Genomic DNA, 23,326 nt, shown 5'->3' with positions numbered 1-23,326 from the left:
GGCCAGCCCCCCATGACCGGCCTTCCTCTTTTCCAGCACGGCGATGCCAGCCAACCGGTTGCCTGGCGCAATCATCAGGCGATCAGCGCGGCCCGGTTTCTGCACGACGTCAAACATCTTGCCGGGCAATTGCCAGAGCGCCCCTTCGTATTCAATCTGTGCACGGACCGTTATTTTTTCCTGCTCACTTTCTGCGCCGCCCTGTTGCGCGGCCAAACCAACCTGTTGCCGCCCAGCCACGCGGCAGGCACCCTGGCGCGGCTGCATGCCCGGTTCCCTCAGTCCTACGGCGTCAGCGACAAGGGCCTGGCGCTGGGGGAGATGAATATCATCCCTTTCCCCGAGCTGCCTGCCCTCGTGCCAGAAACATTCAACATCCCCTCGATTGCCGCCGGGCATGTGGCTACCATCGCGTTTACCTCGGGCAGCACGGGTGAGCCGCAACCCCATCCCAAAACCTGGGGCTCCCTGGTCGAACAGGCGCGGCTGGAAGCAAACAGTCTCGGCATCCGCACCGGCCAGCATTTTCTCGGCACGGTTCCACCGCAGCACATGTACGGTCTCGAATCCACCCTGATGCTACCCCTCCACAGCGGCGGAACACTGCATGCCGGACAGCCCCTTTTTCCCGCGGACATCCGCCAGGCGCTGGCGGAATTGCCCGCCCCGCGCACGCTCATTACCACGCCACTGCATTTGCGCATTTGCCTGGAAGAAAACATGGCGCTACCACCACTTGCACTGATCGTTTCTGCTGCCGCCCCCCTGACGGCCGAGCTGGCGCAACGCGCCGAAAACGCCTTCGGCACGACCGTCATGGAGTTCTACGGCTGCACGGAATCGGGCGCCATCGCCGCGCGCCGTACGGTGCAGGACGAGTACTGGCAAACCATGGCCGGGGTAAGCGTGTCCAGCGACAGCGATGGACAGGCCTGGGTGGAAGGCGGGCATGTCGCCGTGCGCACGCCGCTGCAGGACGTCATTGAATCCGCGCCCGATGGCACACGATTCCGCCTGCTGGGACGCAAGGCCGATCTCGTCAACATCGCCGGAAAACGCGCTTCCCTAGGCGACCTCAACCGCCAGCTCGGCCAGATCCCCGGCGTAAAGGACGGGATTTTTTTCGCTCCCGACGACACCCCCGGCACAGCAACGCGCCTGACAGCCCTGGTGGTCGCACCGGACTTGCAGGAGAGTGAAATCATTGCCGCCCTGCGGCAGAAAATCGACGCGGCATTTTTACCCCGTCCCCTGCACAAGGTCGAGAGCCTGCCGCGCACCGCCACCGGCAAGCTGCCGCGCACCACTCTTATCGCCCTGCTCGACGAGTTGCAGCGTGCCTGACCAGCCCATCTGGCAAACCATTGCGGCAGACCATCCGGCCTTGCCCGGGCATTTCCCCGGCAACCCCATCGTGCCGGGCGTGGTGCTGCTGAGCCGGGTGTGGGACGCGGTCTGCCAAGCGGCGGGCGCGCCGCTAAATTGCGCCGGCTGGCCCAGCGTCAAGTTTCTCGCGCCGCTGCAACCCGGCGTGCCATTCCGGGTAGAAGTGGAATTCGGCGCGGCGGGGTCCGCCAGATTCGCCTGCAAGACCGCGGCGGCCACCATCGCGCAAGGCAGCGTGCGTTTCGCCGCAGAGCAGCCAGCATGAGCCGTAACTGGCTGGGGCAGCAGGAGCGCGGGAGCCTGTTCCTGATGCGCCTGATCACCTGGATCGCGCTCAATATCGGCCGCCCTGCGGGACGCCTGCTGCTGGTGCCGATCAGCCTGTATTTCCTGCTTTTCTCCGGCAAGGCGCGGCAGGCTTCGCGCCTTTACCTGCGCCGTGCCCTGGGGCGCGAACCCGGCTGGCCGGATGTGTACCGCCACTATTTCTGCTTTTCCGCCACCATTCTCGACCGGCTGTATTTTCTCTCCGGCCGCCATGCTTCCTTCGACATCGCGGTGCACGGCGTCGAGCCGCTACTCGAGTACCTGCAGCGCGGGCAAGGCTGCGTCCTGCTGGGCGCGCACCTCGGCAGCTTCGAAGTGCTGCGCACGCTGGCGGTGCAATTCGGCAAGGTCCCTTTCGCCATGCTGATGCACACCGACAACGCGCACAAGATGAACGCCATCATCAACGGCCTCAACCCGGAAATGGCCGGCTCCATCATCGCCATGGGTTCGCCCGACGGACTGTTGCGCGCCAGGGAAGTGATCGACGCCGGCGGCATCATCGGCATGCTCAGCGACCGCGTCAGGCCAGGCGACAAGACCCTTCCCTGCCAGTTTTTCGGCGCCGAGGCCGCCCTGCCGGACGGCCCGCTGGCCTTTGCCAGCATCATGCATGCCCCGGTACTGCTGTGCCTCGGCCTGTATCGCGGCGGCCGCCGTTACGACGTGCATTTCGAGCTGCTGGCGGAAGCCATCGACGCCCCCCGCGCCCGCCGCCGCGAGGTTATTCACGGCTACCTGCAACAATACGTTTCGCGCCTGGAACACTATTGCCGCAGCGCGCCCTACAACTGGTTCAACTTCTATGATTACTGGCAAACGCATTAACCCCGGTCATTGCGAGCGCAGCGAAGCAATCTCGTTCTACGTCGATCGAACGGCAGCGAGATTGCCGCGCCGCCTGCGGCTCCTCGCAATGACAGCCGCCCTGCTCACCTGGACCGGCGCCGCCCATGCCGAGTGGACTGCCGACACCCTGCTCAAAGCCCTGGCGGAGCGCCCCGCCGGCCAATCGCGCTACAGCGAGACCAAGACCTCCGCCCTGCTCAAGGAGCCGCTCAAGTCGAGCGGCACGCTGCGCTACAAAAAACCCGCTTTCCTGGAAAAACGCGTGCAAACCCCGTTCGAGGAAATCCTCACCGTGGACGGCGGCCAGATGACCTGGGAAAAACCGGCAGCGAACAAGAAACACACCATGACGCTGCGCGACTACCCGGTGGTGTGGGGCTTTATCGAAAGCATGCGCGCCACGCTCAACGGCGACGCAAAAACCCTGCAACGCTTCTACAAGGTGCGCCTCGACGGCGACGAACGGCAATGGACCCTGGTGCTGCTGCCATCGGACATCGACATGGCGCAGTTCATCCGCGTGATCCGCATCAGCGGCAGCAAGACGCAGCTGGCGACGGTGGAAATCGAGGAAGCCGGCGGCGACCGCAGCCTCATGACCCTGAGCGAGGAAACGAAGTGAACTCTGAAAAAGCAGTTAACCACGGAGCTCACGGAAAACACGAAGTAAAAACAATAGATTTCATGGTGTCCGGCATTCACCCGGCGGGCGCGTGTATAAATGACTGCAAACTACAGTCCTCCGTGTTCTCCGTGCCCTCCGTGGTTATCGAACTGAGGTTGTTAAGTTGAAGCGCTGGCCGCTAGTCGTATGGCTTGCCGCGCTGGTCTTCTGCATCTGGATCGTGGCGGCACACACCCGCTTCCGCACCGACATGGCGGCCTTCCTGCCCGACAGCGCCTCGCCGGCGCAGCAGCTCATGGTCGAGCAGCTGCGCGACGGGGTGGCATCGCGCGTGGTATTGCTCGCGCTGGAAGGCCCGGAAGCCGGCGAGCTGGCCCGGACCAGCAAGAAGCTGGCGCGCGCGCTGGAAGCCAGCGGCCATTTCAGCTACGTGCGCAACGGCGAACAGGCCCTAACCCCGGCGGAACGCGAGCGCCTGATGCGATACCGCTACCTGCTCAGCCCGGCAACGGATGCCGCGCATTTCAGCCAGGCCGGGCTGCAGCAATCCCTGCAGGACAGCCTGCAACTGCTGGCCTCCCCGGCTGGCGCCATGATCAGGCAACTGCTGCCTTCCGATCCGACGGGCGAAATGCTCGCTCTGCTCGAAAGCTGGGGCGGCGGCAGCAGCGGACCTGGCTTGAACAATGGCGTGTGGTTCTCCGCCGACGGCAAGCGTGCGCTACTGCTGGCCGAAACCCTCCCCCCCGCTTTCGACATCGACGCGCAGATATTGCTTGGTGATGACGTGCGGCGGATTTTTGCTGCGACCAGCACCAGCCCGCAAATCAGACTGCTCATGAGCGGGCCGAGTATTTTCGCGGTGCAGTCGCGCAACCTCATCCACGACGACGCCTGGCGCCTGAGCATGATGGCGACCGCGGTGGTGGCGGCAATCCTGCTGCTGGCCTACGGATCGCCGCGCCTGCTGGTGCTCGGCATGCTACCAGTGGCGTGCGGCGCGCTGGCCGGCATTGCCGCGGTAAGCCTGGGTTACGGCACGGTGCACGGCATCACCCTGGGCTTCGGCGCCACACTGATCGGCGAGGCAGTGGATTATCCGACCTACCTGTTCACCCAGCGCGCCCCGCACGAATCGCTGCGCCAGACGCTGCAACGCATCTGGCCCACGCTGCGGCTGGCGGTGCTGACCACCGTGTTCGGCAGCCTCACCATGCTGCTCTCCGGCTTCTCCGGCCTGTCGCAACTGGGCATGTTTTCCCTCGCCGGGGTGCTCACGGCGGGGCTGATGACGCGCTTCGTCATCCCCGAAATCGCCCCCGCCCGTTTTGAAATCGCGGAAAGAATGGCGCTGCAGGCGGCTCTGGCGCGCAGCGCAACGGCGCTCACCCGCCTGCGCTGGGTTCCCCTGGCGGTGCTGTTGTGCGCCGCGGCCTACCTGGCAGCCCAGGGAAAAGACTTGTGGGAGAACGACCTCGCCAACCTGAGCCCGATATCGCAACCGGCCCAGCAACTCGACCAGAGCCTGCGCAAGGAGCTGGGCGCGCCGGACGTGCGCTACCTGATCGCGGTGCCGGGCAAGACCCGGCAGGATGCGCTGGAGCGCAGCGAACAGCTTGCGCCCGCGCTGCAGGCGCTGGTGCGGCAAGGCACCATCAGCGGATTCGATTTTGCCGCGCGCGTCACCCCGAGCCAGAAAACACAGGCCGCGCGCCAGGCCGCCCTGCCGGAAACGGATACGCTGCGGCGCAACCTGCAAGCCGCGCTCGCCGCCACGCCATTCAAGCCGGATATTTTCGAACCCTTCCTCCAGGACGTGGAGCGCTCGCGCCATCTGCCCACGCTGCAAGCCGAGGACTGGCACGGCACGCCCCTGGGTTCGCTGGCGCAGGGCATGCTGGTCAGGCACGGCACGGGCTGGGTGGCGCTGATTGGATTGCGCGATGTCAGGGATGATGGCGCGCTCACCGCTTTCATGGCCGGGCAGCCCGAGGGAAATGCTTTCCTGCTGGACATCAAGGGCGAATCCAACCGCATGATCACGCAATACCGCGACCAGTCGCTGCTGTACTCGATATTCGGCGTGGCGGCCATCGTCACTGTGCTGGGCTTCGGCCTGCGCAACTTCCGCGCGGTGTTCTCGGTGATGCTGCCGGTCGGCGCGGCGCTCGTGGCTACCGCCGCCCTGCTGGCCGGGCTGGGCATCAAGCTGTCGCTGTTCCACATCGTTTCGCTGCTGCTGGTGCTGGGCATCGGCCTCAATTACGGCCTGTTCATCAACCTGCCCGCCCCCCTCTCTCCTAACTCTCTCCCAGAGGGAGAGAGGGACATAGGCTCGCTACGCGAGCATCCCTTTGGGGAAGCCGAGCGGCGGCGCGCCCTGTTCGGGGTGCTAGTATGCGTGGCCAGCAGCGTCAGCGCCTTCGGCGCCCTGGCCTTCTCCTCCACCCCGGTATTGCAGGCAATCGGCGGCACGGTGGCACTGGGCTCGGTTTTGTCCTTGTTGTTTGCCGCCATGTGGGCGGAGCCTGCGCAGTGAAACGGGAAAATAGTTGCGGCCGAAAAATGATTCAAGCAGGCAATAACTACGAGGAGACTCAAATGACAACAACCGCCATCAACATTGTCACTGCCGAACAGGTTGGAGACTTCCGTATCCGTCTGGGATTCAATGACAGCACCGAGCAGACAGTGGACTTCAAACCTTTCCTCACGCACGCCCTTCATCCAGATATTCGTGCATGGCTCGATCCGGCCCGTTTTGCGACATATCGCCTCGAATACGGCGAATTGGTTTGGGGTGACTACGATCTGTGCTTTCCAGTGATCGACTTGTACCGCAACCAGATCGAGCACTCTGCATCGCTTGAGGCCGTGGCTTGAACACCAAATCTATTGATCCGGCACATTTTATTCCGGGCTGTACCCGTTAAGGGCATCCCCGCCGGGAATGGATGCTCGCATCTCGTTCCGGCGAGAAAGCCCGGCCTACATTCACGTATAATTCGTGCCATATCAATAATTAAAGTACTTGTTCGGCACGGATGCCAGGCGCGCTGATAATCAAGACAAGACGCGGGGGGTATTATGTCATTCGGCATTCGGCGCAATGCCCTTCGGGGATTGCGCCCTACACAAGCGTGGACGGAGAAGTTTTGATGCGGGGAAAACGGTTTTACGATGGCCTGGACGATGATGTGCGCGCCATCCTCCTGGCGCAGATCCGCAATTTGTGGACCCATGCGTCGACCGCCATCGAGGGCAACTCGCTGTCGCTCGGCGAAACCGCCTTCGTGCTCGACGAAGGCCTGACCATTGCCGGGAAGCCGCTCAAGGACCACCAGGAAGTCGTCGGCCACGCGCGCGCCATCGAGCTGGTGTATGCATTCCTCGACCTGCCCGCCTTGAGCGAACAGGAGCTTTTCCTCCTGCATCAGGCGGTCCTGACCGATCATGTCGCGGACATTTACCGCCCGGCCGGCGCATGGAAAAAGGAAGCGAACTTCACCAATGCCATGGGGCCGGACGGACGGCAATTCATGCGCGAATACCCCGCGCCGGCCCGCGTTCCGGCGCTCATGGCCGAGTGGCTGGTGCTTCTCAACCGCGCGTTCCGGATGGAAGACATGGACGAGAACCAGGCCGCCGCCTGTTACGCCGGCCTGCATCTGTCGTTCGTCTCGATCCACCCGTTCTTCGACGGCAACGGACGCATGGCCCGCCTGCTGTGCAATTTACCGCTGCTGCGGTCCGGCTATCCGCCCATCGTCGTGCCAACCGCCATGCGGCGCGAATACCTGGCGGCGATCTCCGTTTACCAGAACGGCATTACCGACCTTCCGGGGTTATCGTCGCTAGGAGGGCTACCGCAAAGCGACGCCGAAAAACAATTCGAGGCCTTGTGCCAAGAATTCGCGCGCGAGGGGCGGGAGCTGGTTAGCAATGCGTTCAGGTTGCAGGAAGATAGGAAGCGGGGACGCGAAGGCGGAATATGATCCGAGAAGATTCGAACCTGCTCGTATTCAAAGCAGCGATTGGCCGCGCCAAGACAGAATCCCCTTGGTCCACCGCCGAGCAGCGCGGGCAAGCAAATCATCAGTGCACGAAGCGCACTTCTAAAACGACAATCCATAGTCGCTTTAGGTTCGAAAATACTGGCATGTGAGAACTAATCCCTTTAGGCTTTGAACGATTTTGCCAAGCCGGACAAATAAAACAAACGGAATTCATGAATAAAGACCAACTCAAAAAACTGGAAGCCGATCTGTGGAGCGCTGCCGACAAGCTGCGCGCCAACTCCGATCTTAAATCCAGCGAATACGCTACCCCGGTGCTGGGGCTGATCTTCCTCAAGTTCGCCGACAACAACTACCGCCGCTTTGAGACCGAAATTCACGCCGAGTACACCAAGCTCAAAGGCACCCGGCGCGAGAAGAAAATCTCCGACATCGCCATCGAAAAGTGCGGTTTCTACCTGCCCGATCATGCGCGCTACGAACACCTGCTGAATCTGCCGGAAGAGAAGGACATCGCCAAGGCGCTCAAGGAGGCGATGAAGGCCATTGAGGAATACAAGCCCGAGCTCGAAGGCGTATTGCCCAAGGACGAATATGCCGCGCTGACGCGCACCGACAAGACACTGCCGCAATCGTTGCTGCGCACCTTTGCCGACATTCCCACTGATACCACCGGCGACTTGTTCGGGCAGATTTACGAATACTTCCTGTCCGAATTCGCGCGCAGCGAAGGCCAAAAGGGCGGCGAATTTTTCACGCCGCGTTCCGTGGTGCGCCTGATGGTCGAGATCATCGAGCCGCACGGCGGCAAAGTGTTCGACCCCGCTTGCGGCTCCGGCGGCATGTTCGTGCAGTCGGCACAGTTTATCGCGGAACACAGCAAGGAGCTGAAAGGCTCGGAAAGTGGCGTATATGTCTGCGGCCAGGAAAAAACCCGCGACACCGTCAACCTCGCCAAGATGAACCTCGCGGTCAATGGCCTGCGCGGCGAAATCAAGCAGGCCAACACCTACTACGAAGACCCGTACCAGAGTTTTGGCGCATTCGATTACGTGCTCGCCAATCCCCCGTTCAACGTGGACGACGTGAGCCTCTCCAGCGTGGAGAAGGACAAGCGCTTCAACACCTACGGCATCCCGCGCAACAAGTCGAAAGTGAAGAAAGCCGACGAAGGCAAGGAAACCGTGCCCAACGGCAACTACCTGTGGATCAGCCTGTTCGCCACCTCTTTGAAAGAGAAGGGCCGCGCCGCGCTGGTGATGGCGAATTCCGCCTCCGATGCGCGCCACTCCGAAGCCGACATCCGCAAGACGCTGATCGAGCAAAACCTTATTTACGCCATGCTGACGTTGCCCTCGAACATGTTCTACACCGTCACGCTCCCGGCCACGCTGTGGTTTTTCGACAAGGCCAAGACCGACGACAAAATCCTGTTCATCGACGCGCGCAACATTTTCACCCAGATAGACCGCGCCCACCGCGAATTCAGTGAAGAGCACATCCAGAACATCGCCATCATCAGCCAGTTGCACAAGGGGCGGCGCGACAAGTTCGTGCAGCTCATAGACCGCTATTTCGCGGCAGGCATGGAAAGGCTGGTCGAGAACAAAACCAAAGTCGAACCCGTCTCCGCACAACTGCTCGAAGTGTTGGATGACGCAGGCGGCAAACAGGCTGTGGGCGAACTGGTGCAGCAATGGGCAGGTCTGACGAAGCTCAGAACCCGCTACGCGCAATACCAGGAAAAGCACGCGGATGAAACGGCGGTGGACAAGAAGAATAAGGCGCAGCAGCAATTGCGGGAGGCGTTCGATCCTTTCTTCGTTGCGCTGCATGAAGGCTTGAAGCATCTGGACAAGGTCGTGCGCCAGCACGAGAAGCAGCAGGCTATACAGGCGCAGGCAGTCGGCAAGCGCGGCACGACCGACCGCAAGACCAATGCGCTCAAGGGCGCACTGGAAGAATTGCACCAGGAAGTGAAGAGCGCCGAAATGTTCTACCAACACATCCACTGGCTACAGGAGCGCTTCCCCAAGGCGGAATACGAAGATGTCACCGGCCTGTGCAAACTTGCCAGCCCAGCGGACTTGAAGGAGCAGGACTACTCGCTGAATGCGGGTCGCTACGTCGGCGTGTTGATCGAAGAGGATGGGAAGACGGAAGAAGAATTCATCGGAGATTTGCTGTCGATGAACGACGAACTGTTCAGTCTGAATAGTGCGGCGCGAGGGCTGGAGTCAGTAATTGGTCATAACATCGCGCAGATTGCAGGGGATGTATGACTTCCCAATTCTTTCGTACAGTCGCGGAGTTAGAGAACCTTGGGGAAGCCAGTTTGCAAACAGGCCCCTTCGGCACGCAACTCAAAGCCAGCGAATACGTTGATGAAGGCATCCCTGTCATTAATGTCCGCAACATTGGCTTTGGCGACGTAAGGAAAGAAGACCTCGAATATCTGAACGAGGCTAAGGCTGAGAAACTCCATCAACATCGCTTACGCAAGGGCGATATTGTGTTTGGGCGCAAAGGAGCCGTGGAACGGCATGCTCTCATCGACGAAAGCGTGGATGGTTGGATTCAGGGTTCGGACTGTCTGCGCCTGCGGATTAATAGCCAGGATGTTTGCGAGCGATATTTGTCTCATTACCTCAAGACACAGGCACATCAAGATTGGATGCAAGCGCTCTGTTCGTTCGGCGCAACCATGAGCTCATTGAATCAGGATATCGTGCGCCGGATCAGTTTTCCTGCACCGCCCATTGAAGTGCAGCGGAAAATTGCGGCGACACTCACCGCCTATGACGAACTGATCGAAAATAACCAGCGGCGTATCGCGCTGCTGGAAAAGATGGCCGAGGAAATCTACCGTGAGTGGTTCGTGCGCATGCGCTTCCCCGGCCACGAGAAGGTGAAGGTCATCAAGGGCGTGCCGGAAGGGTGGCAGCGAACAAAAGTGGCGACACTAACAAGCTATTTAAAGCGAGGTGTCGCGCCACAATACGATGATCTTGCAGAAGGTATCGCAATCAATCAAAAGTGCATCCGAGACGGCAAGCTAGACCTGAATTTTGCTCGTCGCCAATCGAGAGATGTGCCTGCCGATAGACAAGTCAGATTTGGCGACGTGCTGGTCAACTCCACTGGTGAAGGCACTCTTGGTCGTGTCGCTCAAGTGCTGGTTCCATTATCAAACTGCATTGTCGATTCGCACGTTACGATAGTTCGCCCAAAACCGGATGTTCCTATTCACTATTTTGGGATGACGCTAAAGGCATGGGAAGTGCATTTTATTACGATGGGGCGAGGAGCTACCAACCAAACCGAGCTTGCTCCTTCGGTTATAGGTGGCGTCGAAATTACTGTGCCATCGAAGCCGTTACAGGAAGCATTCGAGTCACACGCCGAACCATTGTTCGCGCAAATCACGCATCTGAGAGATCAAAATGTGCGCCTTGTGCGGACACGCGACCTACTTCTCCCGCGCCTCATCTCCGGCAAACTCTCCGTCGAAAACCTCGACATCCAGTTCCCGCCCGGCATGGAGGATCGCCCATGAAGTTTGAAACTTTCCAGGCAGGCGAGTGGCGGCAGCGCTACCAGTACAAGAGCTTCGAGCCGGTGCCGGTGAATCATGAGTGGATATGGGAGGATGCCACCATCAACACCTTGCTTGAGTCGGCCAACCGCGCGCTGGGTGAATTGAATGCCTTTTCCCTGATTGTGCCGGACATTGATTTGTTCATCGAGATGCACGTGGTGAAGGAGGCGCAGACTTCCAGCCGCATCGAGGGCACGCAGACCGGCATCGACGAGGCGTTGATGTCGGAGGAGCAGATTCAGCCGGAGAAGCGCGACGACTGGCGCGAGGTGCGCAATTACATCGAGGCGGTGAATACCTCTATTGCTGAACTGAAGAGTCTGCCGCTGTCGAACCGGCTGCTGAAACGGACACACGAAATTCTGCTGAGCGGGGTGCGCGGCGAACACAAACAGCCGGGTGACTTTCGCACCAGCCAGAACTGGATTGGTGGCTCCAGCCTGGCGGATGCGGTGTTTATTCCGCCTCACCCGGATGGTGTGCAAGATTTGATGAGCGACCTGGAGGCGTTTTGGCACAACGAAGAGATTGTGGTGCCGCACTTGATCCGGGTAGCGATCAGCCATTATCAGTTCGAGACCATCCACCCGTTTCTCGATGGCAATGGCCGTATCGGCCGCCTGATGATTCCGCTGTATCTGGTTAGCCACGGCCTGCTGGCGAAACCTTCCTTGTATTTATCGGATTTTTTCGAACGCAACCGGGCAAGCTATTACGATGCGCTAATGCGGGTGCGGATGTCGAACGACTTGATACACTGGGTGCGTTTCTTTCTGCAAGGCGTGGCGGAAACGGCCAGCAAGGGACGCGATGTGTTCCAGCAGATATTGCTGCTGCGTACCGAGGTGGAGCATAGCGTGCTGTCTTTGGGTAAGCGTACTGTCAATGCACGGGCTTTGCTGAACTTGCTGTATCGCAAGCCCGTTGTGTCAGCGGCCGATATCGAAACGGCGCTGTTGGTCAGCACGCCGACCGCTAATGCGCTGATCCGGGATTTTGAGGGGCTAGGCTTGCTTGAAGAAATTACCGGGCAGCAACGAGGGCGGGCTTATTCGTTTGAACGTTACCTAAGCCTGTTCTTTAGTTAACGAAAACAGCTTTCCCTTAACTTAGACGATGGATTAGTTAAACATGGCGTTTAATGATTTGTAACTAATTGAATTTATATGCCTAATTTCATTTCTGAAGATCAGATCGAGCAAGCGTTGGTGCAGAAGCTCCAGCATCTGCACGGATTCGACGCGCTCGACTGCTACACGGAAAATGCGGAAGACTTGAACGACGGCTCGGGCCGCGCCCACAAGCGCGATGTGATTCTGGCGGAGCGAGTGCGTGAAGCCGCCATCCGTCTGAATCCGGACATCCCGTCTACAGCCATCGAGGATGCGCTGGAAAAGTTGCTCGACCGGCGGCAGGCGATGACACTGATCGCCGCGAATCGGGAAATCTATGGCCTGTTGCGCGACGGCATCCCGGTGGAATTCGACAACACGCAAGGTGTGCGGCAGCAGGAACTGGTGCGGCTGCTGGATTTCAATGCGCCGGACAACAACCGCTACCTGGCCGTTACCCAACTTTGGATCAAGGGCGAGCGCGGCTTCCGCCGCCCGGATGTGTTGCTCTACGTCAACGGCATTCCGCTGGTGTTCGTCGAGCTGAAAAACTCGAACGTGAAATTGCGCAACGCCTACGACGACAACCTGACGACTTACAAGGCGGAGATTCCGCAGCTTTTTCTGACCAATGCTTTTTGCGTACTGTCCAACGCCATCGAGACCAAGGTGGGCAGCATTACGGCGGAGTGGGAGCATTTTTTCAACTGGCTGCGCGCGGATGACGAGAAGCAGAAGATCGACCGCGCCGCGATCCGCGAGCAAGGCATCAGCCTGGAAGGTGTGATCGTTGGTTTACTCCCCAAACAACGTCTGCTGGACTATGTGGAGAATTTCATTCTCTACTACAAGGATAGCTCGAAGATCATCGCGCAGAACCACCAGTTCATCGGCGTGAACCGGGCGTATGAGGCTTTTCTCAAGCGCGAAGAGCTGGCGGGCAAGCTGGGTGTGTTCTGGCACACGCAGGGCTCGGGCAAGAGCTTTTCGATGATTTTTTATGCGCGCAAAATTTTCCGCAAACAGACCGGCAATTTCACCTTTGTGGTGGTGACCGACCGCGACGATCTGGATGGGCAGATTTACCGTAACTTCCTGAACACGCGCACGGTGAGCGAGGCCGAAGCCGCACAGCCCAAGAACAGCGAGGAGATGCGCAAGTTCCTCGGACAGAACAAGCGGCTGGTGTTTACCCTGATCCAGAAATTCCGCTGGGACAAAGGCCGCGAGTATCCCGAGCTAACCGGCCGCAACGACATCATCGTGATCGTGGACGAGGCGCACCGCACGCAATACAAATCGCTGGCGGAGAACATGCGCAAGGGTTTGCCCAAGGCGAACTATCTGGCCTTCACCGGCACGCCTTTGCTGGGGCGCGAGCGCAAGACCAATGCATGGTTTGGCGGTTACGTTTCAGAATACAACTTCCAGCAATCCATGGATGACGGCGCGACGGTGCCGCTGTTTTACGAAAAGCGCGTGCCGGAAGTGCTGATCCAGAACGACGATTTGAGCGAGGAGTTTTACGAGATTCTGGAAGATGAGAATCTGGACGAGGCGCAACAGGCCAAGCTGGAAAGACGATTCTCAAAAGAGGTTGAGGTCATCAAGCGTGATGGCCGCCTGGAGACCATTGCGCAGGATATTGTGTATCACTTTCCACGGCGCGGTTATCTGGGCAAAGGGCTGGTGGTGTCGGTGGATAAGTACACCGCCGTGAAAATGTACGACAAGGTGCAGCGACTGTGGAAAGAAGAGATCAAGAACCTGCTTGGGCGCATCAGCAAATCGGCTAACGATGTTGAAAAGGCGCGGTTGAAGCAGATTATCGAGTACATGCGCTCGGTGGAAATGGCGGTGGTAATCAGCGAGGACGCAGACGAGGAGAAGAAGTTTGCCGAGCAGGGGCTGAATATCAAGCCGCATCGCGAGCGCATGAATAAGCTGGATAAGCACGGCCATGACATCGAATACAACTTCAAGGACCCGGAGGATTCGCTGCAATTGGTGTTCGTTTGCGCGATGTGGCTGACGGGCTTTGATGCACCCACGCTTTCAACGCTATACCTCGACAAGCCAATGCAGGGGCATACCCTGATGCAAACCATTGCCCGCGCCAACCGCGTTACCTCCTGGAAGATCAACGGGGTGGAGAAGCGCAACGGCGAGATCGTGGATTACTACAACGTGTTCCGCAATATGAAGCTGGCGCTGAAGGATTACGCGCAAGGGGGCGATGAGCTTGATTCACCCGTTCAGGAAAAGGCGGAACTGTTCCGTTTGCTGGATGATGCGATTGAGCAGGGCCTGGCGTTCTGCCATGAGAAGGGTGTTCCCTTGCGTGAAGTGTTGGGTAGTGCGGATGTATTCGAGAAACTGGGCCGCTTTAATGTATTTGCCGATTCCCTGCTGGCGAACGACGAATGGCGCAAGGGTTTTAACGTGTATGAGAACACCATCACCTCTTTGTATGAGGCGTGCAAGCCGGAAGTTCTCGGGCGCGGCAAGGGGCGCGAGGTGGCGGCGTTCCAATACCTGCGCGGGGTGATCGACAGCCTCATCGAACAAAAGGACATCGACGCGATCAGCCTGAAGATAGCAAATCTGCTGGATGAAAGCGTAGTGGTGAACGATGCAGAGACATTTAAAGCACGGCAATACAACGCGGAATACCAGATCATTCAGAAGGGCAGAACCTGGGATCTCAGCAAGATCAACTTCGACAAACTGCGCGAGGAATTCAAGCAGGCGACCTACAAGAACATCGAAATCGCCGACCTGCGCGCCTTCCTGCAACACAAGCTGGAGCTGATGCTGCAACAAAATGCGACGCGCACCGACTTTGCGCAGCGCTTGCAGGAAATCATAGATAAATACAACTCGGGCGGATCATCTACGGAAAATTCATACGAAGAGCTGATGAAGTACGCCGAAGATTTGCGTGCAGAAGAAGAGCGGCACATCCGCGAAGGTCTGACGGACGACGAACTGGAGCTTTTTGACCTGCTGAAGAAGGACAAGATGACGCAGGAGGAAACGCAAAAAGTGAAGCTCGCGGCCAAGTCACTGCTGCATCGCCTGCTGGAGGAGCAACCCAAGGTGCTGGTGCAGGATTGGTACAAGGATACGCAGACCCAGAAGCAAGTGCGCTCTACAGTGGAGAAAGTGCTGGATAGCGAACTGCCGGAAAGCTACGACCGTGTGCTGTTCAGGGAGAAGTGCGACAATGTGTTTCATCTGATGCTCGATTATGCGAGCCATCATAGAAAGTGGGCGGCTTGAGCTTGTTTACGTCACAAAGAAAAATCAATCAAGCACAGCCGCAACGGCAGCAAGGGAGCGGTTTCCACATGATCAATCAAACCTATTACCAAGTTGAACAGATTTAGCAAACCATGACCCCAATCTCCATCACCCATTACACCCTGACCAGCGCGCTCGGCCGCGGCAAGGCGGAGACGCGCACCGCCCTGGAAGCGGGCCGCAGCGGCCTGCGCGCCAACGACTTTGCCGATGCTCCGCTGGAAACCTTCATCGGCCGCGTCGAGGGCATTGAAAACATTGCCTTGCCCCAACCGCTTGAGCGCTTCGACTGCCGCAACAACCGCCTGGCGCAACTGGCGCTGGAGCAGGACGGCTTCGCAGCGGCAGTCGCTGCGGCACGCGAGAAATACGGCGCCCGGCGCATCGCGGTGATCCTCGGCACCAGCACCTCGGGCATCCAGGCAACGGAGCATGCTTACCGCCGCCGCGATCCGGCCAGCGGGGCGCTGCCATCGGATTTCGATTTTTCCGCCACGCAAAGCATGAATTCCGTGGCCGAATTCGTGCGTCACTATCTGGACTTAAGCGGCCCGGCTTTCGTCATTTCCACCGCCTGTTCTTCCAGCGCCAAGGTTTTCGCCAGCGCCGCCCGGCTCTTGCAGACCGGGCTGTGCGACGCGGCGGTGGTGGGCGGGGTGGATTCCCTGTGTGCCATGACGCTGTACGGCTTCAATGCGCTGCAACTGGTTTCGCCCGAACCCTGCCGCCCCTGCGACCAGGAGCGCAAGGGCATTTCCATCGGCGAAGGCGCGGGCTTCTTCCTGCTGGAAAAAACCCCTCTCCCCAACCCTCTCCCGCTGACGCTGCTGGGCTATGGCGAGAGCAGCGACGCCTACCACATGTCCACCCCCCACCCCGAGGGCCTGGGCGCCGCGCTGGCGATGCAACAGGCACTTGCCGCCGCGCGCCTGCAGCCGGACGAGATCGATTACATCAACATGCACGGCACCTCCAGCCGCAGCAACGACAGCGCCGAGGATCAGGGCATGCAGCGCGTGTTCGGCACAGCCACGCCGTGCAGCTCCACCAAGGGCGCGACCGGCCACACCCTGGGCGCGGCTGGCGCGGTAGAAGCGGCGATTGCCTGCATCTGCCTGGAAAGCGGGCTGATCCCCGGCTCCTGCAACACCCGCACCCTCGACCCGGAGCTGGGCTGCGCGATCCAGTTGCAGGCCGTCTCCCGCCCCCTGCGCCGGGTCATGAGCAATTCTTTCGGATTCGGCGGCAACAATTGCAGCCTGATTTTCGGAGTACCCGCATGATTACCGTTCATATTGCAGGCATCGGCCTGTGCGGCCCCGGCATGGCGGACTGGATAGCCGGACGCGCCGTCCTGCGCGGCGAAACGCCTTTCGATGACACGCCCCCCAAACCGGCGGCAACCATTCTGCCCCCGGCGGAACGGCGCCGCTGCGGACCGGCCACGCGCATCGCCCTGCAGGTGGCGCAGGAGGCCATGACGCAAGCCGCTTTCCCGCCCACGCAAGCGGCCGTGGTGTTCGCCTCCTCCGACGCCGACGGCGAGAATCTGCACCATATCCTGGAATCCCTCGCCCAGCCTGGGCACGAAGTCTCGCCGACGCGCTTCCACAACTCGGTACATAACGCTGCAGCGGGCTACTGGAACATCGCCACCGGCGCGCGCACTGGCGCCAACAGCCTCGCCGCGTTCGACGCCTCCTTTGCCGCCGGCCTGCTGGAAGCCGCCGTGCAGGTGGCAGCGGAAAACATCCCGGTGCTGCTGGTCGCCTTCGACCTGCCTTTTCCCGCGCCGCTCGACGCGGCGCGCATCATCACCGCGCCCTTCGCCGCCGCGCTGCTGCTGACGCCGCAAGCCACGCCGCAAAGCATGGCGCGCCTGCGCATCAGCCTGGGCACGGAACAGCCGGAGAGCGCCATGGAGCGGGCAGAGCTCGAAGCCCTGCGCAGCGGCAACCCCGCCGCCCGCGCCCTGCCTTTATTGCAGGCCATCGCCAGCGAACAGGGGCAGCGTCTCAGCGTGAATTACGGCGCCAACAGTCTGATCATCGAAGTTGGAAAAGCCTGAAAATGACAATCACCAAAGAACAATTGTGCCGGCTGCTTCCCCACGCCGACGCCATGTGCCTGCTGCACGAAGTGACGGCATGGGACGCGGAGCGCATCGCCTGCCTCGCCGTCAACCACAACGATCCGGCCAATCCGCTGCGCCACGACGGCCGCTTGCCCGCGCATTGCGCCATCGAATATGCCGCCCAGGCGATGGCGGTACACGGCGGCCTGGCCGCGCAGGATGGCAGCAAGCCCAGGATCGGCTTCATCGGCAGCGTGCGCGACGTCAGGCTGCACGTGCAGCGCCTGGATGACATCGCCGCCCCGCTGGAGATCGAGGCCGTCAAGCAACTGGCCGACGAAAACCACTCGCTCTATGAACTGCGTGTATCCGCCGCCGGGCACGAGCTGATGACGGGCCGCGCGGCGGTTTTTTTACAGAAAGGGAATTCAGCATGAAGCGCGCACTGGTCACCGGCGGCAGCGGCGCCATCGGCACAGCGATTTGCCGGGCGCTGGCGGCGGATGGTTTGCACGTCGTCATTCACGCCAACTCGCGTCTCGAAACTGCTCAGGCCCTGGCAGAGGAGATTTGCGCCAGCGGCGGCAGCGCCTCAGCGTTGTGCTTCGACGTGGCCGATGCTGCTGCCAGCGCCACCACGCTGGAAAAGCTGCTGCAGGATGGCCCTATCCAGGTGCTGGTCAACAACGCCGGCATCCATCGCGACGGCATCCTCGCCGGCATGAGCCAGGAACAATGGCACAGCGTGATCGATGTCTCGCTCAACGGCTTTTTCAACGTCACCCAGCCCCTGCTGCTGCCCATGCTGCGCACGCGCTGGGGCCGCATCATCAACATGGCCTCGATCGCGGGGGTGATGGGCAATCGCGGCCAGTCCAACTATGCCGCCGCCAAGGCCGGGCTGATCGGCGCCACCAAATCGCTGGCGCAGGAAGCCGCTTCGCGCGGCGTCACGGTCAACGCCGTGGCGCCCGGCATCATTGAAAGCCCGATGATCAGGGATGCCTTTCCGCCTGAAAGCATCGCCAGTCTGGTGCCAATGAAACGCGCCGGCAAAGCAGAGGAAGTCGCGGACCTGGTGAGTTTCCTGGCATCGGAGAAAGCCGCCTACATTTCCGGCCAGGTCATTTCCATCAACGGCGGCATGGCCTGAGCGGCCAGGCCAGAAACTTCAGCGCCGGGCCGAAAACTTGCGCCACAGCAGCAGCGGCAACCTGGCCATAAAACCGAAAAACAGGCGGGAGTGCATCCAGGTCAGCAGAATGTTATCGCGCACGTAGTTGAAGTGCGAGACGCCACCTTCGTCGGGACGTAGATATTTGACCGGGGCATCGATGTTGAGCGGACGGATGCCGCGCCAGCAAAGGCGCACAATCGCCTCGGTATCGAAATCGAAACGCCGCATCCAGTGATTGTTTTCCATCACCACGCGCAACGGATTCACCGGGTAAACGCGAAAACCGAACAGAGAATCACCCACGCCCTGCCACAGCGTTTCCAGATTGGTCCACCAGTTGGAAATTTTGCGCCCGCGCACCCGCAAGGACGGCGCGCTGGCATCGAAGACGGGGCGGCCCAGTATGGCCGCATCGGGATTTTGCTGCGAAAGCGCCATGAATTGCGGAATCATGCCGGCAGGGTGCTGCCCATCCGCATCCATGGCGAGGGCGTGGGAAAATCCCGCCTCGGCTGCTGCATGCAGGCCGTACAGGACGGCGCTGCCCTTGCCCTGATTGTGCGGCAAGACAAAGACCTTCAGGCCGGAGTCGAGCTCCGCCATGCGTTTGAGCCCTTCATCCGTGCCATCCGTGCTGCCGTCCACCACGACCCAGACCGGATCCCAGTACTGGCGCGCTTCGCGCACGGTCTTGAATACGGTTTCTCCCGTGTTGTAGCTGGGAATCAGGACGAGGTGGGTGGTCGAGCGGCTCATTACCTGCTATTGCTGACCATGGGTAGATGCTGGATCTCGGGTTGCTGGCGGAAATACTGCTCCAGCCCGTCCACAAAGGCATGGACATCGCCCGTCACCTCGAAACGCTCACCCAGCCGGATGTTGTAATAGATCGGAAAATCCGGTTTTTTGAAGAGCGGCCAGCCTTTGCCCAAAAAGGCGCTATTGGTTTCGATGATGACCGTCTGGACCGGCACCCCGGCCTTCTTGGCGATCAGGCCGAAACCCGCCTTGAATTCGTTGACCGGCGCGGCCACGGTTCGGGTGCCTTCAGGAAAAACCAGCAACTGGCCGCCTTCGCGCGTCGCCCTGGCGGAGAAACGCACCATGTTGAGCACCGAGTCGTTGCGGATATAACCGGCCAGGCGCGCGCCACCGCCCAGCAACAGGTTGTCCCAGAGGCTGGCTTTCATGATGCAGACGATGCGCGGCAGACGCGAGGCAATCAGCACAACGTCGATCATGGAGGGGTGGTTGGGCGCGATAATCAGTGAAGGCTCATCGCGCAGGGCATCCAGCGCTTTCAGATCCAGTTTGACGATACCGCTGAACCCGAGAATGGCAAGGAAAAAACGGAAGCCGGCCATGATTGCGAACTGACCGATTGGCGTGCCGGTTTTTTTAGGCAGGACAAGGCCAAGGACAGGGGCGATCAGGCTCCAGGTGAAGCAGAGCAGGGCAAACAGAAAAAGTCCGGCGTAGAGCACAAAAAGCTCGTAGGGCAACCTGATCCATGCACCAGCCCGAACAGTTGCGGCCCGGTTTTCCGGGTAGGCGGGGGAACCCTCGAGCGAGGGTAGTTGTTCATGAAGTGGCATGATGGTCCCGATTATAACCATGAACAGTGTGCTTTTCATGACAAAAACGTGCAAGAGGCAAACTGAAAATTGAAAATCCGCGCGCGACATGAAAATGATATGATTTTCGGCAAAACAAACCCATAACACTGACGTCACACATGCTCTCGCACTGGCTGCGCTCCCCATTGATGAAAACCTCCCTGCTCCTGCATGCGGGTGCGCTGGCGAGCGTCGCGGCACGTTTGGACAGCTGGCCATGGGCCCTGGGAGCAGTAGCCGCAAACCATGCGCTCCTGACCGCAGCCGGGCTGTGGCCGCGCAGCTCCCTGCTGGGGCCCAACTGGGTTCGCCTGCCGCCTGCCGCATCTCTGCGTGGCGAAATCGCCATCACCATCGATGACGGCCCTGACCCCGAAGTCACGCCATACGTGCTGGACATTCTGGATGAGCACGGTGCAGAGGCCAGCTTTTTCTGTATTGGCGAACTCGCCATCCGGCATCCCGGCCTTTGCCGCGAAATCGTGAAACGGGGGCATACGGTCGAAAACCATAGCCAGCACCATTTTCGCCGTTTTTCCCTGCTTGGCCCCCGGCGCATGAGAGAAGAGTTGCAAGCGGCGCAGGACACGCTTGCCGCCATTACCGGCGAGGCGCCGCGTTTTTTTCGCGCGCCTGCCGGCTTGCGCAGCCCCTTTCTCGATCCGATACTGGCCGGGCTCGATCTGCATCTGGCCAGCTGGACACGGCGCGCTTTCGACACCCGCGATGGCGATCCGGATTCGGTAACCGGCAAGCTGCTGCATGAACTGGGTGGCGGCGACATCCTGCTGCTGCATGATGGGCATGCAGCCCGGACAGCCACGGGTGAGCCAGTGATCCTTGCCGCCCTGCCGCGCGTGCTTGCCGCTGTCAAATCCGCCGGCCTGCGCCCCGTTACCCTGAGATCGGCCCTGACATGAGCAATCCTTTTGTACGCGCCCTGGTCAACGAGGCCGCACGCCCTTACAAGGCCGTGGGCCATTATTCCTGGCATTTTGCCCGGGGCAAGCTGGGCGCCGACCCCGCCTTTGCCACGCTGCTGGAAAAAGGCCTGATCCCGGATGGAAGCGTGCTCGACATCGGCTGCGGGCAGGGCTTGCTTGCCGCCTGGCTGCTTGCCGCAAAGCGCTTGTCCGATAATGGGAAATGGCACAGCGACTGGCCGGCGCCGCCGCGCCTTGAAAGTTTGCGCGGCATCGAACTGGTGCAGCGCGACCTGGAATGGGCGCGGGAGGCGCTTGGCGAACAGGCCGAGTTTGTGCAGGGCGACATGTGCAAGGCCAAATTCGGCCAGGCCGATACCGTGGTGATTCTCGATGTGCTGCATTATGTGAAGCCGGAGGCACAGGACGAAGTGCTGCGCCGGGTTCGCGCTGCCCTACCGCCCGGTGGCAGGCTGCTGCTGCGGATTGGCGATGCGGATGGGGGCTTCCCGTTCAGGATCAGCAACCTTGTCGATCAACTGGTGTTCTTTGCCCGTTCCGGCAGAACCTGCACCTTGTACTGCCGCCCGCTCAGTGCATGGATAGCGGCGCTGAACGCACTGGGCTTTTCCGTCGAAGTGCTGCCGATGCGGCAGGATTCCCCATTTGCCAGCGTTCTGCTGGCAGCCAGTCTGCCGTAGACGGCAGTTTACGCCAGCTTTTTTTCTTCCACCGGGGCATGGGTGGCGAGTTTGGCCTGCTTCGGCTGAATGCGCAGCTCAGGACCAAGCAGGGGTTCGAGATTCTGCGGCTGGCGGGGGTGGAGCGGGAAATTTTTGCGGATGGCTTCGAGTTCCTTCTGGTTGGCGCTGAAATAGCGCATCGCCTGAATCACGCGCGGCAGATTCTTGACCAGGTGCCACAAGCTCCAGCGATGTTCCCGGATACGTTTGGCGAAGCGGCGGCGGTAGCCCTTGCTGTCGTAGAAACGCCGCACATGCCAGTTGTAAAGCGCATCCATTTCCTCGCGTGAAGAAAATCCCTCCGGCAGATACACGAAATTAAGGCAGTTCATCAGCCGCCAGTCTTCGTTGAAATTGCCGGAGCCGCTCTTGCACTCGTCCCAGATGGGCGCACCGTAAAGCGGGCTGAATTTGGTCATGTTCATCTCGTCAAGATCGAGCGAGAGGATGAAATCGCTGGTGACCTTTACGGTTTCCGGTTTTTCGCCCGGCATGCCGAAGATGAACAGGCCCTTGGCACGCAGGCCAGCAGCATGAATCTGCTCGACCGTCTTCTTTACCGCCTCAAGCGTGACGCCGGCCTTGTGGCGTTCCATCATTTCCGGGTCAGCCGATTCAATGCCCATGGAGACCATCAGCGCCCCTGCTTTTTTCAGCTCCGCCAACATCTCGTCCGAGGTGTGGCCGGTGCGGATGGCACAGTTGAAGTTCATGCCGAGCGGTTTTTCGATCAGCAAATTGCATAATTCGGTAACGCGCTTTTTCTGGGCGGTGAAAAGATCGTCGTAGAAATTGATGTGGTAGACACCGAAGTTATCACGCAAATGCTTCATGTGGTCGTAGATGTATTGCGCGGAGTTGTACTTGTAGAGCCGCTCGAACACGGTACGATCGCAGAAGGAGCAGGTATAGGGGCAGCCGCGCGAGGTAACCATGGTGCCGCCCCAGCGTTTTGCGTAGGAAAACAGCGGCAGGTGATACCCCTCCGGGAAGCCCTTCAGCTTTTCATAGGCAGGGAAAGGCAGTTCGTCCAGGTTGAGAATACGGGCGCGACGCGGGTTCGAGATATTGCTCCCGCCATCACGATAGACCAGATTGGGAATTTCGCCGGGCGGCTTGCCTTCGGCGAGATCCAGCATGGAACCTTCGCCTTCGCCGATAACCAGATAATCGATTTCCGGAAAGTGATCGAGCAGTGGCGCGCCGATCGAGGAAACATGAACATTGCCATACACCACCGTGATGTCAGGGCGTTTGTTCTTGATGTAACGGGTGATCTCGACCGCATCCATGAACGCCGAAGTGGTGACGGAAAACCCCACAATCTCCGGGCTGGTAGCAAGGATGAGCTCGGCATTTTCCTCCGTACCCGGCGGGGAGTGCGGTCCGAGGCAATCATGCACCTCGGTGGGATGGCCGTGCTTCTCGAGCCAGGCCGCCAGGGTGAGAATTCCGATCGGCACCATGCGGTTGGCCAGCACGGAAAAATCAGGCTGACCCGGGACAAAATTAAAGCCGGCTGGATGAACAAGGGTGATGCGCATGATGTCGATTCAGGTGATTAGCCAAGGCGCGAG

The 23,326-nt window shown here is 60.0% G+C and carries 20 protein-coding genes; 17 read left to right on the top strand and 3 right to left on the bottom strand.

What is annotated here, in order from left to right:
- Window positions 1–12: 12 nt before the first annotated feature.
- From WC392_10630 to fabG, 15 genes are all read left to right on the top strand, one after another.
- Window positions 13–1,344: an AMP-binding protein gene (locus WC392_10630; GenBank protein MFA5242814.1), complete on the top strand. Its 1,332-nt coding sequence runs from the start codon at window positions 13–15 to the stop codon at window positions 1,342–1,344.
- Window positions 1,337–1,651, top strand: a complete 315-nt coding sequence (locus tag WC392_10625; GenBank protein ID MFA5242813.1) for a hypothetical protein — start codon at window positions 1,337–1,339, stop codon at window positions 1,649–1,651. The genes WC392_10630 and WC392_10625 overlap by 8 nt, the downstream gene beginning before the upstream one ends.
- Window positions 1,648–2,541, top strand: a complete 894-nt coding sequence (locus tag WC392_10620; protein ID MFA5242812.1) for an acyl-CoA synthetase — start codon at window positions 1,648–1,650, stop codon at window positions 2,539–2,541. The genes WC392_10625 and WC392_10620 overlap by 4 nt, the downstream gene beginning before the upstream one ends.
- Window positions 2,519–3,184, top strand: coding sequence for a LolA-related protein (locus WC392_10615; protein ID MFA5242811.1), 666 nt, complete (start codon window positions 2,519–2,521; stop codon window positions 3,182–3,184). The genes WC392_10620 and WC392_10615 overlap by 23 nt, the downstream gene beginning before the upstream one ends.
- Before the next feature lie 166 nt (window positions 3,185–3,350).
- A complete protein-coding gene (locus tag WC392_10610) occupies window positions 3,351–5,726 on the top strand; it encodes an MMPL family transporter (protein ID MFA5242810.1) in 2,376 nt (791 codons plus the stop codon).
- 62 nt (window positions 5,727–5,788) lie between these two features.
- The gene (locus WC392_10605; GenBank protein ID MFA5242809.1) at window positions 5,789–6,070 is read left to right on the top strand and encodes a hypothetical protein; all 282 of its coding nucleotides are present in this window, start codon (window positions 5,789–5,791) and stop codon (window positions 6,068–6,070) included.
- 275 nt (window positions 6,071–6,345) lie between these two features.
- Window positions 6,346–7,182 carry a Fic family protein gene (locus tag WC392_10600; protein ID MFA5242808.1) on the top strand — a complete coding sequence of 279 codons (837 nt, stop codon included), beginning with the start codon at window positions 6,346–6,348 and terminating at the stop codon, window positions 7,180–7,182.
- 233 nt (window positions 7,183–7,415) lie between these two features.
- Complete coding sequence (locus WC392_10595; protein ID MFA5242807.1) at window positions 7,416–9,485, top strand: N-6 DNA methylase; 2,070 nt, start codon at window positions 7,416–7,418, stop codon at window positions 9,483–9,485.
- Window positions 9,482–10,759, top strand: coding sequence for a restriction endonuclease subunit S (locus WC392_10590; protein MFA5242806.1), 1,278 nt, complete (start codon window positions 9,482–9,484; stop codon window positions 10,757–10,759). Before WC392_10595 ends, WC392_10590 begins: the two co-directional genes overlap by 4 nt.
- Window positions 10,756–11,889: a Fic family protein gene (locus WC392_10585; protein MFA5242805.1), complete on the top strand. Its 1,134-nt coding sequence runs from the start codon at window positions 10,756–10,758 to the stop codon at window positions 11,887–11,889. The genes WC392_10590 and WC392_10585 overlap by 4 nt, the downstream gene beginning before the upstream one ends.
- A 78-nt stretch (window positions 11,890–11,967) precedes the next feature.
- Window positions 11,968–15,195: a type I restriction endonuclease subunit R gene (locus WC392_10580; protein MFA5242804.1), complete on the top strand. Its 3,228-nt coding sequence runs from the start codon at window positions 11,968–11,970 to the stop codon at window positions 15,193–15,195.
- A gap of 113 nt (window positions 15,196–15,308) precedes the next feature.
- Window positions 15,309–16,499, top strand: coding sequence for a beta-ketoacyl-[acyl-carrier-protein] synthase family protein (locus WC392_10575; protein MFA5242803.1), 1,191 nt, complete (start codon window positions 15,309–15,311; stop codon window positions 16,497–16,499).
- A complete protein-coding gene (locus tag WC392_10570; protein ID MFA5242802.1) occupies window positions 16,496–17,284 on the top strand; it encodes a beta-ketoacyl synthase chain length factor in 789 nt (262 codons plus the stop codon). The genes WC392_10575 and WC392_10570 overlap by 4 nt, the downstream gene beginning before the upstream one ends.
- Before the next feature lie 2 nt (window positions 17,285–17,286).
- Window positions 17,287–17,727, top strand: coding sequence for a 3-hydroxylacyl-ACP dehydratase (locus WC392_10565; protein ID MFA5242801.1), 441 nt, complete (start codon window positions 17,287–17,289; stop codon window positions 17,725–17,727).
- Window positions 17,724–18,443 carry a 3-oxoacyl-ACP reductase FabG gene (gene fabG, locus WC392_10560; GenBank protein MFA5242800.1) on the top strand — a complete coding sequence of 240 codons (720 nt, stop codon included), beginning with the start codon at window positions 17,724–17,726 and terminating at the stop codon, window positions 18,441–18,443. Before WC392_10565 ends, fabG begins: the two co-directional genes overlap by 4 nt.
- A gap of 18 nt (window positions 18,444–18,461) precedes the next feature.
- Here fabG and WC392_10555 read toward each other — a convergent pair whose 3' ends face one another.
- Both WC392_10555 and WC392_10550 read right to left on the bottom strand, forming a co-directional pair.
- Window positions 18,462–19,223 carry a glycosyltransferase family 2 protein gene (locus WC392_10555; GenBank protein ID MFA5242799.1) on the bottom strand — a complete coding sequence of 254 codons (762 nt, stop codon included), beginning with the start codon at window positions 19,221–19,223 and terminating at the stop codon, window positions 18,462–18,464.
- The gene (locus tag WC392_10550; protein ID MFA5242798.1) at window positions 19,223–20,083 is read right to left on the bottom strand and encodes a lysophospholipid acyltransferase family protein; all 861 of its coding nucleotides are present in this window, start codon (window positions 20,081–20,083) and stop codon (window positions 19,223–19,225) included. Before WC392_10550 ends, WC392_10555 begins: the two co-directional genes overlap by 1 nt.
- Before the next feature lie 149 nt (window positions 20,084–20,232).
- Between WC392_10550 and WC392_10545 the strand changes: the two genes are divergently transcribed.
- On the top strand, window positions 20,233–21,003 hold the full coding sequence (locus WC392_10545; GenBank protein ID MFA5242797.1) for a polysaccharide deacetylase family protein: 771 nt from the start codon (window positions 20,233–20,235) through the stop codon (window positions 21,001–21,003).
- A complete protein-coding gene (locus WC392_10540; protein ID MFA5242796.1) occupies window positions 21,000–21,707 on the top strand; it encodes a class I SAM-dependent methyltransferase in 708 nt (235 codons plus the stop codon). The genes WC392_10545 and WC392_10540 overlap by 4 nt, the downstream gene beginning before the upstream one ends.
- 8 nt (window positions 21,708–21,715) lie before the next feature.
- On the opposite strand, the gene WC392_10535 is transcribed toward WC392_10540, so the two are convergent.
- Window positions 21,716–23,293 carry a radical SAM protein gene (locus tag WC392_10535; GenBank protein MFA5242795.1) on the bottom strand — a complete coding sequence of 526 codons (1,578 nt, stop codon included), beginning with the start codon at window positions 23,291–23,293 and terminating at the stop codon, window positions 21,716–21,718.
- Window positions 23,294–23,326 lie beyond the last annotated feature (33 nt).

The organism is Sulfuricella sp. (assembly GCA_041651995.1).
Lineage (GTDB): Bacteria > Pseudomonadota > Gammaproteobacteria > Burkholderiales > Sulfuricellaceae > Sulfurimicrobium.
The sequence above is the reverse complement of the archived record's forward strand: the minus strand, read 5'-3'. Positions and strand labels throughout refer to the sequence as shown.